Genomic DNA, 15,376 nt, shown 5'->3' with positions numbered 1-15,376 from the left:
CGCCCCACCTCAGCTCCCAGAAAATACTCGCTTCACTGCATTGTGAATTTCTTCATAGGACATACACCTGCAAATATTGGATTCCAGCCATACTCTAATTGTTTCTTGATTCGCATGCGGATGAACATTTTGCAAGCCCTGACAGTTCACAATAAAACCGGGCGTACAGTAACCGCATTGGAATGCCTGATTTTGTACAAATGCCTGCTGTACCGGTGAATTCATCAAACCCTCGATCGTTGTAATTTGCTTTCTACCCGCTTCCACGGTGAGCATTAGGCATGATTTCATAGGCAAGCTGTTTAATAATATCGTACATGTGCCGCAGTCTCCGTTATCGCAACCAGATTTACTCCCTGTGAGTCCTAGTTTGTCTCGAAGTGTATCTAACAGAATATCCGCAGCCCTTACTTGGATCGTTCGCTCCTCACCGTTAACTTGGAATTCAATTGGATAAATCATGGAATCGTTAGATGACATGTTTCACCTTCTTTCCAATATAGATACCGTATCAGCGATCGTTTGTTGAAGCACAAACTTCCGATAAGAGGCGGATCCTTCCGTATTTTGAAGGATTGGAGCAGGAATGTTGTCGATCGCCCTTTCAATTCTTACTGCCAATGGTACTGAGGTATCGTTCAACGCCTGGTCAATTTCTATAGATCGAAAAGGGAATGAGCAAGCACCGCTGTATGCTGTGTGAATCTGATTATCTTTCTTAAGAGCAGCTACTGTTACGAGAGGGTAGCCGACATTGCCAATCTGCCGTTTTTTGTAATGAACGAATGGCAGCGATAAATAATCTCGATCGGTTAGGATTTGTACAAGAAATTCTCCATTCGCAAGTCTCATTTGTTGTGAAAAAACATTGTGAATGGAAGTCTCTCTTGTCCCATGTATTCCTGCTATCACCATATGACTGTTTGTGAGTAAAAGCGGGAGAACGGCCTCTCTATAATAAATTCTGCCGCAAATGTTACCGCCGAGCGTGATTTTATTCCGAGCTGTTTGGTCAGCTGCTCCCTGTGCCGTTTCACTGAGCAGTGGGAAAGGGTTCGCAGCAGATAAAGCCGATAACGTGACACAAGCTCCGAGAATCAGTTTATCCCTCTGAATTCCCATTACGTTGCACTCGGGAATTGACTTCAAATCGATAACAGCTCCCGGACTTATGGAATTTGTTCGAGCCCATGTGATGATTTCCGTTCCTCCGGCATAATACATCGGTTTCTTCCCTTGTTTTTGCAGAGACTGAAACATATCCACAGCCATTTGCATGGAAATAGGTTTATAGTATTCAAAGTCAAACGGGATCATAGATCGTCCTCCAGATCATCTCTGGGGTCAGAGGTAAATGATTAAGCTCTACTCCAGCGGCAATGGTCAGGCTATTCGCTAATGCCGCGGGCATGCCAATCAAGCCATGCTCACCGATTCCGCGCAATCCATAAGGCGCTTCCAAATGAGGCGTCTCAACGAATTCAATGCAGTACTCTGGCTGTTCTCCATAACGAATTAATTTATAGGTTCGCAATTGCGGATTAAGAATGGCACCTCTATCATCGAATTGGAAAGCCTCCCGGCTAGCATAACTTAAGCCCATACTCATAGCGCCTGTGATTTGGCTGCGGGCGAATTCGGGATTGATCACCTTGCCGGCGTCGATGACCGTTGCCGCTTTAACGATTTTATACGTGTAATCTCTTGTATCTAGTTCCACTTCTACCGCCTGCGCGCCTACTGTCCATTCCGGACCGGGATTTCCTTTACCTGTTTCAGGATCCAATAAGGTTAAATTACGCATCGAATAGCTCCCACGTCCGATTACTTGACTACCGATCGTATTCCCATTTGGTAATCTATACCCATTTGCGATTTTTTCAATTTCTATCCCAATATTAGAATGATTTTTATAGAAAACCCTACCCCCTCCAACATCCAACTCGGCTGGTGTGCAGTGCAATACCATTGAAGCGATATTTTTTAACTGTACGATTGCATCGTCAGCCGCCTTCAAGATCGCATTGCCAACTAAAAAGGTGCTGCGGCTAGCTACTGTTTTCCAATGCTGGGGATCGGTTTCGGTATTTACTTCCGTAGAAATATGTATCATTTGGTCATCCATACGCAATCGTTCGGCCAATATTTGAGTAAGTGCCGTCCTAGTTCCTTGGCCGATTTCTACTGCGCCACATAGGAGATTAACGCTTCCGTCGGAATTAAATAAAATAACAGCTCCCGCCCCGGCATCTGTTGGCGTATTCGAGTTTTTCCAGAAACAGCACACCCCTATCGCCTTGATGAGATGGCCATCAATTTCACGTAGGGGACGGTCGTCCCAATGGATTAACGTTTTCAATTCTGCAATGCACATGGGCAAATCACCTATGTTACTTCTATTTAGCAAAGTTTGTGTCGGTGTCGTATCCCCTGGTCCAATCGCATTATGAAAACGAAATTCCAAACGATCCATGCCCACTCGATCAGCCAATAAATCCATCGCTCTTTCTATAGCGAGCGTCAGTTCCGGATGTCCGAATCCTCGAAATGAAGTGGAATAAGGGTGATTGGTATACATGCATAAAGAGTCGCAATGAACGTTATCAATACGATAAGGGCCCGTGCAATCGACGGCTCCCGCTCGGCTCATGACCACACCTCGATCTGAATACGCTCCTCCATCATAAAGATGCAAAATTTCCGCAGCCATCATTCTTCCTTCATGGGTGCAGCCAAGCTTGATTCTGGCATCCAAACCAATATGGACTGGAGAAGAGATCATGTCTATTTCCCTGGAGTTAACCAATTTTACAGCTCTTCCACCGACTGCACTTGACGCCATGAAAACAAGAAACTCCATCTGAATAGCGGATTTCCCACCAAAACTGCCTCCGACCAGAGGCGTATGAACGATTACTTTGTGAAGCGGAATATCGAACGTCTGGCTGATTGCCCTTCGGATAACATAGGGTGATTGTGAAGCGGAATGGATGATCACCTTTCCACCTGGTAAAATCTCAGCTATACTGCATCGCATTTCCATCGCAGCGTGATCCGCTTGCGGTAAAGTGACTTGGACTTCAATGATATGATCGCTTTTCCGCCATCCTTCCACCATATCCCCCTTGCGTATTTTTGTACGGTTCGCGATATTAGTTCCCGGCTCAGGGTATACATCTTCATGCCGTTTATATGTAGCAAGATGCTCATGAACGAGCGGAGCATCTTTACGAAAAGCTTCACTTGGAGAAAGGACGATCGGTAAAAGTTCATATTCCACTTTGATTTGGAGAGCTGCCATCTCTGCAATATATTCTTGTTCAGCGACAACAAGGGCGACAGGTTCCCCATAATATCTCACTTTGTCAATTGCGATTGGCGGCCGGTCTTCGAGTGGTGACCCGAGTAATATCGGGTAATTTGCTCCTGTAATGACCGCTTTCACGCCCGGTATGTTCAACGCTTTCGACGTATCAATTGATTTAATGTTAGCGTGCGCATGAGGGCTGATTGCTAATTTGGCATGCAAAAGGTCCGTTCTCGAGATATCGTTCATATACTTGGTTCTCCCTGTAACTTTCTCCCATGTTTCCTTTCTGGGAATGCTTTTTCCAATCGATTGACCGATCTTGACCCCCTCCTTTTTTTCAAATAGCCGTATAACGCTTCGCATAATTCCTTAGCCTATTTATATACAGTTTTATCCGTCGGTATTATTTAATTTAGAATCCCTGGTGTCCAAGAAGCGAAAAGCTCCAAATAAAAAAGCAGGATTAGGGTTTTAATCTAATACCTGCTTTCTTGATTATGAGCTTGACAACCCGTCTATGCTGTTTTGGTAGCCGATTGGCGGATCTTGGGGGACAATCTACTGACCTCATCGCTGCCAGTGGAGAGCTGGGGTTTTGTACGTTAGGGGAAACACAGGAGAAAACCTTGTGGAACAAGGCTTTTTTGAGTTTTATGTTTCTACGTTCGAATGCATCGAAACGTACAAAAAAGAAAATGTGTGACCAGAAGCGTGATCACTAAGTTACACATTATAAATACACTTACGTCTGAATCTTGCAGTGGAGGGTAAAGCGGAACAGTTCTATCACTTTCAAAATATATTTAATATTATCAGTTGACTCTTAATATTTCGTCGAATGTTTTGTAAATTACTTTTTCTTGTTTTTCTAATTCTTTACCGAAGTAGTTCGGTCTTGCAGTAACAATTATTGTTTCAATCAAGTATTCATTATGTGGTAGTCCCCAAGCTGTTGTTAAGGCATCAATGTTGTCTTTAATCCATTGAGCTCGTTTTTTTATCTTCGTTAGATCATCAAAAATTTTCTTATCCTTTCTTAATATCTCTATAAGCCCAGTTGAAGGTTTATAGTATTTAATTTCAATAATGAGTACCTTCATGTTTTTCATATCTACAACGAGGGCATCAACATCACCTAAATCTTGATTGTTATGGTCGACCATTTTTTTTCTTACACCATTTCCCTGAATAATTTTTATATTTATATTAGGTATTCCATTATGAATTTTAGGGACATAGTAATCATTTATTTTGTCAAAGTGATTTGAAATTTTATACGCCATCAATGTTGCAATTTTTTCTTGTGCTTTTTTAAAAGGAGCAGTTGCCCTTTCACCAAAAATATCGTGTATATAGTGATCAGTAACAGATAAATTATCAAAAATAGTAATACTATTCCCTGAATCTAATACCCCAAAAGCTATTAAGTTTTCATACTCAAATATAAACTTGTAATCCATATGTGGGTTTAATAATTCTATTAAAGGCTTTCCTTTTTCATATGTGGGTCTATAAGTCATAAATTTTCGAATGTTCCGAGTTATTTCTTTATCGATCTCAGTTGAAGATAATTGTTCATTAAACAGAAAGCATACCTTCATAGCCATTCCTTTAATTCTAGGTGTGATTTCTAGTACTTGTCCGCTTTTTTCAGCTATTTGAATACATTCATCTCTGAACTTATTAAGATCACTTGTAGAGAAACCAATTAGTTTATATAGTTCTCTATGTACTTCTTCTTTGATTTGTGCTGTAGACATCTTTCGACTCTGCAAGTAATTGTTAATTTGTTCATCATCAAATTCTATTTCTTCAGGCTTAAGTAATTCTTTTACTTCAAAATAATTATGAAACCAATCCAATTTTTCATTTTCAATGCTTGTCTTAATCATATCCGATAAGTCATTATCCCAGCCAAATACGTTAGAGTGAAATACGTTATTGACTATTTTGCCTAACTCTTCTGTTAAAATTAATATATTAACAAAATCATTCTCGAACATTATTGAGTCAATATCAAACAACCCTTCATCAAACGACTCAACTAAATTTGTTAGAATATGACTTATTGATCTTAAATGAGAAGATGCCCAAACATCATTATCAAAAACATTCCATGTCGCAGTTTCCCTTAATGATGCAACCATAAAGAGAAGGTCTTCCTTTGGGTATCCTTTAACTAAATTTTTTATTTGACTTATTATATACTCGCCCATAGAAATTGCACCTTCTATGGGAGTAACTTTATTTTGATTTTGTATAATAAAAGGATCATATATATCTCTGTGGAGATTATAAAAGTATGAATCCTGATTCTTCTCCACATTTGAGTAAGCTGCAAACATTACTCTCAAGGTATGCCTTAAATAGAAAAAAAACATGCATTGAGGACAATCAATGGTGGATATATCTTCATTAAAAAGATTAATTTCTTTTGAACACTTTGGACAAATCATGCAGAATACCTCACTTCTTTCCTCTTTACTGATTTAGGTGAAAATTATTATGACATTTATTTAATTGAGTACCCAACTTCTAATTAACAACAAGTAGGTTTGAATAGTAAGTGATAGGTGAAAATATGCTTCAAAAGAAAAATTCTGATAGTCCTTCAGTAAAAGGATTTCAGAATTTTTCTTATTTGACATCTATAAAATTATGATCGCAAATCTCTTATGACAAAATTCAATTTTTTAATATTTCAATTGAAATTTTCATTTACTAATCACTTTTACTTGCTTTAAATAATTCATACTTCCTTCTTTTCAGAGATTCAAAGCTGTTTAATACAAAACTATTTAATGTTGCTTTATTACCTGACCTAGAATTAATATAACGCAAAGCAACTTGAAATTCTTGTGACGAATTTTGATTTCGAAAGAAGTGCATAAATCCATACTGCAAATGACACTGTCCTTTTATGCCGTTACAATTGAATTTATATACAACTTCAATGCTCCTAAGAAGTAAATTGTCTTTATCTTGATCAGTCGTCAGCAAAGCATTTCTTTCTAGAGCTGTGCCATTAATAATTATTTTTTTCACGTTATTCTGAATAATACTATTAGGATTTTGAGGAGGGTTTTCAGGATCAGGTCCTATCTCGACGTCTCTTATTTCCATAAATTCTAACGCTCCATCACCGCTATCCTCTGCAAGTTGCAAGATAAAATTAAAGCGTTCACGATTCGTAAAATCATTTGCGTTAATAGTTTCTAATTTGTCCTCAACTTCATCGTTTAACTTCATAAATGAAACAAAATCTTTAATCACTTTCTTGTTAATGTCATCTGTTTCTTTTGAAGTATATTCATTGCAAATTTGAATTTCCTTTGTGTCTTCATCTTTAGTAATAATTACCTTTGCTGTATGAACGCTCTGAGGTCTTACCCAATCTCTTGTTAAATCTTCTCTTATAATACTATATTCTAACTTAAGTTTATTTTTCGAAATATACCCAAAACCCATTGGAGAATTAAGTTGCACCTCCGTGTTCATCTTTTCAATTTCATCTACGTTTATCTCGAAACCAGTAACAATTGAAGTTAAAGGATTATCACTTTTTCCTTTTATTGTACCGTTCCTATGCTTAGGATCACTTTCTTTAGTTTCCTGCTTTTCTTGCAACAATTCAAATTCTCTAGGACATAAAATCATAGTCATTAATATAGGAATTTTATTTTTCTTTTCAGAATCTCCTACATAAACCCCCCTAGATCTTAATACATTATTTAAATCCGCATCAGATAAACAAGAATCATTTAGTAAGGGTCTTAACATTGCACCATATGGGAGCATAGAAGCTACAGTTATTGGGGATAAATGTTCTAATTTATCACTTATCTTCATTGTGAGCCCCTCCCAAGTTCCGAAAATCTAAATAACTAAACTTATCAACAAAAATCTGTTGTGCAAATTCAGTATCTTTAATTTTCATTTTACTTTTAACAATATCTTCCTCATTTAAGTAGTTATTATAATCAGAAAATGCGATTACTATTTTTGATGCCCAATTTTCAGTAATAAGCCTAGCTAACTGAAGTATTCTTTCAAAATACTCTATAGAAAACTTGTCTTCAACCGTTATAACTAAGCAATTTCCAGTAGACTCAACAATTTTAAACAATTGAATTGGTGAATTAATAAACTGCACAGGGAGGACTCGTCCTTGATGTGACCTTTCGGTAGAATCCATATTGAACCCTGTATCAGGATAATAGAAGAAAAAGTCGGTACATCTACTTTGAACATACCTAATACTACTGTACAAAAAGTTAGCTTTTTTATTATCAAACAAATATACTGTTTTGAAGTTTACGTTATCACTATTTCTGAAGCTATGAAGTTCCTCTATAACTCCTTCATTTTCTTTGTCTATAGTACTGTTGAACCACATAATTACATTTGAAACTTCTAATTTTTTTGTTCCTTTAATTCTTTGTGAGAATAATTCATGCGAAGGATAACATTCCGTGGCCTCGGCAATGTCTTTTAAAAATGATTTGAATTGAGTTGTTATTCCTTTTTGGGTTTCTGGATAACCGTCCCGATGTTTGACAGATATAAGTATATTACTCTCAGATCTTGTTATCAAAGGACATTCATATTTGACAATAAAATCAACTCCATGTTTTTGTCGAGGATTTCCTTCTGCACCTTGATGAATGTCATTTTTAACACAAGCTATATTTTTTCCATTAAGTACATTTTTCCACCCAATCAGCTCAAGAATTTCAGATGCTATTTTTTCCCCGTATTCACCAGATGATTTTGATTTTTCTCCAGACACGATATCCCACCTATCTATTCTTCTTCATTAAAGTAGATTTTATAGAAATGCATGTGCTTCTGCTCATCGTAGCCCTTCTCTAAATAATGAGAGTTGTTTACTGAAGCCTTATTAATCTTAATCTCGTAGTTAGTATCTAATTTTATAAAGTTTTTAATATTTCTTTTTATGTTTTTCAGTGCAGAATGGTCTATTGAGAAATTTTCAACATTACTAAAATTCTTTTTCTCAGCATAAACGTTTATAAAATCTTTCAATTCCTCCGATTGATCCAAATTTTTAGCAACATTCATAGTGAAATCATTCAAATCAATATCGGGTTTTTCCACCATATAGTCTATAACATTATTCAACATCATGACTTTATCTTTTTTATCAATAACTAAATCTTTTTTCACATATTCCTTACAAGCTTCAACTATTAACTTTGTTTTGTTCGAGCTATTATCTTCTATTTGAATCCCTAAAAAATCCTCTTTCCAATATTTAGTATCTATCCCTGAGCCACTATCTACAGGAAGGACACTGTATCCAGTCTCCATTTGATTATTAAAAATAATACAACCTTTATCTAACTTATTCGTGTCAATCCCTTGATCCCAGTCAACTGTAAAACTTTGTCCATCACTATGAATTTTTAGAAATGGCTCTTTATTTTCAGACTTAAAAATACCAACAGCGTTGCACAGAGTTCCTTTTAAATTAATACCTTCTATAAAGGCTATTGATAGCTCACCTGGTTTTATATTTGGATGTGTGGATACTTCATACAAATGATTTGCGATATTTTTCGAATTATCTTCAAAACTGTTAATATCAAGGAATATTGCTTTTGTATATTGATATATTTCGTTGAAAATAAGATCAGTTTTATGATGGAACTTATATAGAGGATTTTCTTTAAATCGTTGAAAGAAATATCTTCCTAATATATTGTGTAGCGAATTTTCAGAAATATTTGCGCAGACTTTTGAAAATAAAAGTTCCTCTTCTTTCAGTTTATTTCCAACACTATGAATAATAAGCTTTTGTATAGTTGCTCCAGAAAAATCCGTCATATCAGATAGCTCCTTCTCCATATCATTACAATAATATCCTGTATTCTACTAAAATTCGCTATCTTCCGTCATTTTCCTTTTTTTAAACCAAAAAGATAAGCCCAAAAACCTATTGAAATTCGTAAGATTACAATTTTGAATTTTATATTATACCCTTGATACCTTATACAGATAGGTAGTCCTCGCGAGAGGCATACGCCGGACACGATCAACGTGTCCGGCTCGTTAATCTTTCATTTAATTAGGAGGCAGATATTATGGACAACTATCGCAATGAAGAACTTAAAAGGCTGATTTCAGAGTATTTACGGGAGCGTCTCGACAGTTATTCTATTATCTATTTGATCAATTTCCGACAACGACTGAACCAAACGTGCGACCACGCTCCAAAATCACCATTATCACAACAATGAAAAAAGCCTTCAAACACTCGGGATTCTTTGTGTTTAAAAGCTTTTTTCTTTATGAAGCCAAGGGGCTCGAACCCCTGACCTCTTCGCTACCAGTGGAGAGATAGGGTTTTATACGTTAAGGAAAGAGCTGAGGGAAGCCTTGTGGGACAAGGCATCTTTGAATTTTATGTTTCTACGTTCGAGTACTCCGTAACGCTCGAAAAGGAAAAAGTGTGACCAAAAATGTGACCAAAATTCTCATTCTCTAATCATAAGAAATAAAAACAACTCCGATACCGTTACAACATTTATGGCAGATAAAGACCTAGCAAAACAAAATAGTACTATCATCTGTATGTACTTAAAATCTACATAATGACTGGGTTTTTCGTTTTGACAATGTAGAATGTAAGTCATACATGACTACTGATGATGATGAATGTATTCCACACAAGCTTGACATACCTCTTCTAAACCAATTTCAATTGCTTTCGCGCCTCTTTCACTATATTCAACCACAAGAAAAAAAGAAAGTTCGCCTACTCTAACTCGCTTAAAAACTTCAAGCATATATTTTCTGTCCAAGCCAACAACTACATAGTTTATATCAATCTTTATTGACCTTAAAATTGCTAAATATTTGCTAGCAATTTCTTTATCAAGAAAGAGTACAGGATTATTTTTAGTACTTCCAGGATAGGGATAAATATTACCTATATTTGTATTTCCATTGAATTCCATTAAAGCCCAAAATGGCTCCGCTGCTGTAGTTTTAGTAGGATAAAATTGTGTTAATGAAGCTTTATGCATATTTAGAGCACTTTCAAGCTGTTGATTGATCCTATCCATTTCAGCTTCGGGTGTATATTTGAAAAACTTCAAAATGTTATCTATTACCAGTATATCCGATGAAGTCAATCTTAATTTCTTACCGTCAATTATTTTTAAAGGAAAGTTTTGGGGCATGCAATCCCTATGAGCTAAGGAAAATAAACCATATCTAATATTCATTTTCATTTCCTCTACACTTAGCTCGCAAATTAATGAAACCTCGTCATTTATTGTAATGATCGAAGTACATAGTTTACATATATCATTATTTTGTTGAGCAACCCGGTTACTCCAAATATCATTCTTGGCTTCATATCTCTTTTGAATATTAGAAATAAAGAAATTGATAGTTCTCCATAGAAAGTTGTCATCTGTCAAGGTATTAAATATCCCGACAAGTTCCTCTAATGGTTTCTCACTCCATTTTTCGGTAACGACACTGTAAAAATAAAATAATATACTCTCATTATAAAATGAAATATACTTTTCTCCTTTGCCATCTATCGTCAGGTTCATTATACCTAGATTAATCGCTTCTTTAAGAATTTGGTTGATATTTGGAATAGTCAATAAATTTGTTAACACGGTATCAAATAATACCTTCTCTTTGTTGGAAGATGCAATAATCTCAGAAGTAGCTTTTTTTAATATTACTTTTATAAGGTCACTATCCTTAGCTTGTTTGTATTTCCGTTCAAACCATTTGTCATAAAGTAAAATTTCATCTAACCCCGATTCAATTACTTCCCTTTCATATGTCTCTGCAATAATACGCATGAGAAAAGGATTTTGTGCAAGTTCTTTCACTCGCCCTTTCAGAAATCCCTTGATTTTATATTGGTTTTTGTATTTTTCCCAAATGAGCTTAGTTTCCTTTTCATCTAACTTATCTACGTAGGTTCCTAGCTTTCCAGCAAAATGAAATTGATTTGAGTAGTATACTGTTTCACCTAAAAAGTTTTTAGAACCTTTATTGTGTGTGAAATTGTACCAGACATCTACTTCATCATCATTAGTTTTACAACTAAGAACAAAGCAAATATTAGAGTTGTGAATTTTTTTCGCTAAGTCATTGACCTCATTTTTGAGTTTTTCTGGTTGGTTGTTTTCGTCAAGCGCATCGACAATAATAAATATTTTCTTGTTCATCTTTTCACAGATACTATTAATTCTATCTATTAAATCGTGAAACTTATACTCTCTTTGATTAAGGAAACTGAAATCTTGTGTAATCGATTCCTGTAAAGAATTATTCAATAACCCTGAATTATAAAATAAAATAGGATTACTGTGTTCAAATTCTTTTATTACAGAGTACAGCAAGTTAGTTTTCCCAATACCTGATTTTCCAACGTATGCGTATATACTTTTGCCACTCAAAATGAAATTTTTAAAATCGTTAATATATTTTTTTCTGGTAAAATGCACTGAATCAATAATTGATTTATTAGTCTTTTCTTCACCGCAAATTTCATACAAGTTTGACTTTACTTGTAGTTTGCAGTACTGAAGCATATTGCTGGAATTAAGATCAATAAACTTTTTTAATGCTTCTCTCTTTAAGTCTTCATCGATTGTGAGTTTATTCCCTTGTAGGAAATACTGTGATTGAGCAATATCAGATATTTCATTTTGAGATATCGTATCAAACACTTTAGTTTCCAAACCGTTAGTTATCACTACAAAGGGAGGCATCTGCTTTAACAATCTTGCATAACAAATCCCTTGTTCAATATCGGTAGCATTGATCTTGTGCTTACTATTCTTAACCTCTACAAGAAAAATATTTTCAAGACTGTTTCCTGTATTTCTTTGCACAATAATATCTGAAAACACATTTTTTTTAATTTGATTTTCTATCAAAATACTACCTTTTCTTGGAATCATTATCTCTAATTTTTTTTCAAAAATCATCTCATTAGCGCTGAAACCAAGCTGCGACAAAAAAGGAATGATTATACGATTTTTCACCTGTTCTTCATTAAAGTACATACAGACTGACCTCCAGAAAGTAATAAATTTTCAGTTAGCATTCGGAAGTATTTCAACGTCCACGATAAACATTATTTTTCACTTACCGGTTTGTTGCTTTGAACCCATCAGTTTCTCTAACAAAGCTTCTGCCAACTCCTTGTGGCTTTCATAAACTTTTTTCTCTTCTAAATCTAAACCATCAAATATAATTTTCCTAAACGATTTAATAAATTCAGCTTCAAAAAAGGGATCTAAGCACTCCTCTTGAAGTGCAAACCTAAACCAGCGTAATCAAAATCTATCTCTCTACTAATCATTTTAATTTTAGTGTAGATATCATCAATTTCTTTATTTGCATGATATAATTCTGCAATAGTTTTGGCTTCTGCAATACTCTCATAAAAATTTGATGGATCAACAATTGGCACATCTTTATTTATTTCAACATCTTTTCCCAAATACTGATGCGATAATATTATTGCCTTCTTTACTTTAATATCTGATGTAACACCAAATCTTTGTTTGATTAAATCCCAGTTTTCTTCAATAGCATATAGCTGCTCTGATGTTTTTGAAATTGCTTTTTGAAGTTCAGAATCTAAATTCTTTGATTCTGAATAAGAGATTGGGTTAAAGAAGTGTTTAACTTCAACATATAGGACAAACCCAGTTGCATTATCAACAATTAAAATATCCAGTTCTCTTTTTTGATTCTTCTTTAGTGGTATAGGTAATTTGAAGTTACATTGAACTATTGCTTCAGGGTATTTTAGTTTTAATAACTGCATAATTATAGGAATAATTCTTTCTTTTAATTTATCTTTTACACGCTGATGCCGTGAATGATCATACCTTCGCAAATAGTTCAACAATCTGGATTCACTTGAATCATTGAATAACAAAATCAAAGGATTAACAAATAAGAACCCATCTTTTGTTTTTATTATTGGCGCATCAATGATATTAGCTTTGGGATAGAGCTTGTCACCTAATGGTTTATATATAAAATCGTTAATAACTTGATCAATCATGATTTTATCTTTTGATATTGTAAAATCAGCTATATTTTTCGATCCCTTCGGTGACAGAATTATCATCATCTTTTGGGAATCTACTTCTGCAATATCAAAATCGTTTCTATATAATTTTATATATCTTCTCATAGCTGCTTGAGTAAAAAAAAGAGTCACTCCGCCCCAATCTTGTCTTGAATATGGCTCAAAATCTTCATAGAGCATATTCTCATTCCAAAAATTCAAGTATACCTTGGACAACTCCAATGCAGCATCTTCTTCGTCATTTTCGTTTAACATTCCAGAAACCATTTGCAATGTATAGCTCAATGCTTTTCTAATTTTATACTTGCAAAAGAAATCATATTGCAAGCGGGGTGCTCTATTTTTTTCAAAACAGATAGAGTTGCTACTCTTTTCAATTCTCACATTCGATTTCCCAGTATTAGTTGCAGAAAAATTATCACATAGCATTGAATACTGCATTCCTTTGATGAGAAACTGATGACAATATATATACAAGTTTTTATCAAATTTAAAATCAAAAACTTCTTCTTCCTCAAGTGTTTTATACGCTAGGAAAGTGTTGTAACTTAGCGAAAACATAAAATGTCTTTCGCTAGTTGTAAACCATATTTTTTTATCAACTACAAAATCAATGTATGCTAAATTCATATGATATATAAATTTATACCGAGGTATTGTTCTGTCTAGTGCACTAAATAGATATTCATCTATCTTATTTTCAATTTGACTAATTTCTTTTTGAATTAACATAATTAGCAACTCCAAATGATAGCATAAATAGCATAAATCTGAATTATAAATTGGTATGTAGTAATACTGTACTGGAAACACTCACAATATCTCTTATTCATTGATCCGTATTGTATTCTGTTAGATCAATCCTAATTACTTCTGTATTGCTCTTGTGTTTTATATTGATAATAGCAACTGGCCAGTTTTCTGGGTCGCTGTTTCCACCTTCAATTATTCTCATTTCTCTAAATCCAAAGACAAGATAATCATTTTCAGCTAGTTCATTAATCATTTTTGTTAGTTCGTACCCAATTCTCACACGTTCTCCTGATTCAAATTCACTTAGAATTTCTCCATAATCTTGAACTGTTTGGAGAAATCCAGAAATTAGCGCAATATTTTGTTCATTTTTTGGCTCTTCATAGTCAAATCCGTAGCCCATTACACCGTTGACAATATTTATTATTTCTTTACCACTAGTAATCTGGATTAATATTTCTGGTAGATTTTCTTCGATTCTTCTTACTCGAACTGGTTGCTTTTTTACTTTTTCTTCGTTCAATTTATCGGAAACCCACTTCTCATGATTTTCTTTCATTTGTATAAGAATACTTGCAGTATAAGTTTCTTGTTGATCATCAATCATCTTGTGATGAACCCGACACAACAATATCAAGTTTTCATATGAATCAATTATATCTTTATTATACTCTGGGCTATATCTTGGCCCTTTTTCTTGACCTGAAACTATATGGCATTCATCTCCGATTATTGACATATCATCCTTTTCAGTGGCATCGATAACCAAAATACGTTTGCAAATTGAGCACCTGTTCCCTGATTTTCCCCAGAGAATTTTTCTAGCTTTATCTGATATCGACAAATTTACTCTCCTCTCATGTAATCACAAAATAAAGTGATTATCTTCAATATACTGAGTTTAAGCAATACTCAAGGATTACCATCAGCCTGATAACCAGTTTTCCTGAGTTTGTAATTCTCGCCTTATAAATAGATAGGTAACCGTCCTCAGTAAAAGTGAATTTGTAATTAGATTAAATTCGACTATTTCCGTCATTTTCCTTTTTTGTGAAGTGTAATACTGTGATATCAGTAAGATTCAAAAAATGCTTAGTGTGACCAGAAGTGTGACCACGGACTGAAATCAGTATAATCTTTACCCATGCAAAAAGCCTTCAAACACTCGGAAATCCTTGTGTTTAAAGGCTTTAAAGGCTTTTTTCTTTATG

General features: G+C 34.7%; 10 protein-coding genes. All 10 read right to left on the bottom strand.

The genetic code is table 11. From position 1 onward, the window contains the following. Positions 1 to 9: 9 nt before the first annotated feature. The 10 genes from ACSBOP_RS08540 to ACSBOP_RS08495 all read right to left on the bottom strand — a co-directional run bounded on the left by ACSBOP_RS08540 (position 10) and on the right by ACSBOP_RS08495 (position 15,009). Positions 10 to 462 (bottom strand): (2Fe-2S)-binding protein, encoded by a 453-nt coding sequence (locus tag ACSBOP_RS08540; protein WP_442604425.1) that lies wholly within the window; start codon positions 460 to 462, stop codon positions 10 to 12. A 21-nt stretch (positions 463 to 483) separates the two neighbouring features. Next, positions 484 to 1,317 (bottom strand): FAD binding domain-containing protein, encoded by an 834-nt coding sequence (locus tag ACSBOP_RS08535; protein WP_442603985.1) that lies wholly within the window; start codon positions 1,315 to 1,317, stop codon positions 484 to 486. Then, entirely contained in the window at positions 1,304 to 3,673 is a 2,370-nt protein-coding gene (locus ACSBOP_RS08530) for a xanthine dehydrogenase family protein molybdopterin-binding subunit (protein ID WP_442603984.1), read from the bottom strand. Before ACSBOP_RS08530 ends, ACSBOP_RS08535 begins: the two co-directional genes overlap by 14 nt. A 449-nt stretch (positions 3,674 to 4,122) precedes the next feature. Next, on the bottom strand, positions 4,123 to 5,766 hold the full coding sequence (locus ACSBOP_RS08525) for a hypothetical protein (RefSeq protein ID WP_442603983.1): 1,644 nt from the start codon (positions 5,764 to 5,766) through the stop codon (positions 4,123 to 4,125). 265 nt (positions 5,767 to 6,031) lie between these two features. After that, positions 6,032 to 7,159, bottom strand: coding sequence for a hypothetical protein (locus tag ACSBOP_RS08520; protein WP_442603982.1), 1,128 nt, complete (start codon positions 7,157 to 7,159; stop codon positions 6,032 to 6,034). After that, a complete protein-coding gene (gene gapS4a, locus ACSBOP_RS08515) occupies positions 7,146 to 8,099 on the bottom strand; it encodes a GapS4a family protein (RefSeq protein ID WP_442603981.1) in 954 nt (317 codons plus the stop codon). The genes ACSBOP_RS08520 and gapS4a overlap by 14 nt, the downstream gene beginning before the upstream one ends. Before the next feature lie 14 nt (positions 8,100 to 8,113). Continuing rightward, the gene (locus ACSBOP_RS08510) at positions 8,114 to 9,157 is read right to left on the bottom strand and encodes a nucleoid-associated protein (protein ID WP_442603980.1); all 1,044 of its coding nucleotides are present in this window, start codon (positions 9,155 to 9,157) and stop codon (positions 8,114 to 8,116) included. Between the two features lie 815 nt (positions 9,158 to 9,972). Beyond that, the gene (locus ACSBOP_RS08505) at positions 9,973 to 12,372 is read right to left on the bottom strand and encodes a type I restriction enzyme HsdR N-terminal domain-containing protein (RefSeq protein WP_442603979.1); all 2,400 of its coding nucleotides are present in this window, start codon (positions 12,370 to 12,372) and stop codon (positions 9,973 to 9,975) included. A gap of 233 nt (positions 12,373 to 12,605) precedes the next feature. Continuing rightward, positions 12,606 to 14,144 carry a hypothetical protein gene (locus ACSBOP_RS08500; protein WP_442603978.1) on the bottom strand — a complete coding sequence of 513 codons (1,539 nt, stop codon included), beginning with the start codon at positions 14,142 to 14,144 and terminating at the stop codon, positions 12,606 to 12,608. A 97-nt stretch (positions 14,145 to 14,241) separates the two neighbouring features. Continuing rightward, entirely contained in the window at positions 14,242 to 15,009 is a 768-nt protein-coding gene (locus ACSBOP_RS08495) for an HNH endonuclease signature motif containing protein (RefSeq protein ID WP_442603977.1), read from the bottom strand. Between the last annotated feature and the right edge of the window lie 367 nt (positions 15,010 to 15,376).

It is taken from the genome of Paenibacillus sp. KN14-4R, from assembly GCF_052180255.1.
Taxonomy (GTDB): domain Bacteria; phylum Bacillota; class Bacilli; order Paenibacillales; family NBRC-103111; genus Paenibacillus_AM.
The sequence above is the reverse complement of the archived record's forward strand: the minus strand, read 5'-3'. Positions and strand labels throughout refer to the sequence as shown.

Bases quoted from the DNA above. Each gene is read 5' to 3' on its own strand.
- ACSBOP_RS08540 (WP_442604425.1), bottom strand. From the start codon at position 462: ATGATTTATCCAATTGAATTCCAAGTTAACGGTGAGGAGCGAACGATC.
- ACSBOP_RS08535 (WP_442603985.1), bottom strand. From the start codon at position 1,317: ATGATCCCGTTTGACTTTGAATACTATAAACCTATTTCCATGCAAATG.
- ACSBOP_RS08530 (WP_442603984.1), bottom strand. From the start codon at position 3,673: ATGCGAAGCGTTATACGGCTATTTGAAAAAAAGGAGGGGGTCAAGATC.
- ACSBOP_RS08525 (WP_442603983.1), bottom strand. From the start codon at position 5,766: ATGATTTGTCCAAAGTGTTCAAAAGAAATTAATCTTTTTAATGAAGAT.
- ACSBOP_RS08520 (WP_442603982.1), bottom strand. From the start codon at position 7,159: ATGAAGATAAGTGATAAATTAGAACATTTATCCCCAATAACTGTAGCT.
- ACSBOP_RS08510 (WP_442603980.1), bottom strand. From the start codon at position 9,157: ATGACGGATTTTTCTGGAGCAACTATACAAAAGCTTATTATTCATAGT.
- ACSBOP_RS08505 (WP_442603979.1), bottom strand. From the start codon at position 12,372: ATGTACTTTAATGAAGAACAGGTGAAAAATCGTATAATCATTCCTTTT.
- ACSBOP_RS08500 (WP_442603978.1), bottom strand. From the start codon at position 14,144: ATGTTAATTCAAAAAGAAATTAGTCAAATTGAAAATAAGATAGATGAA.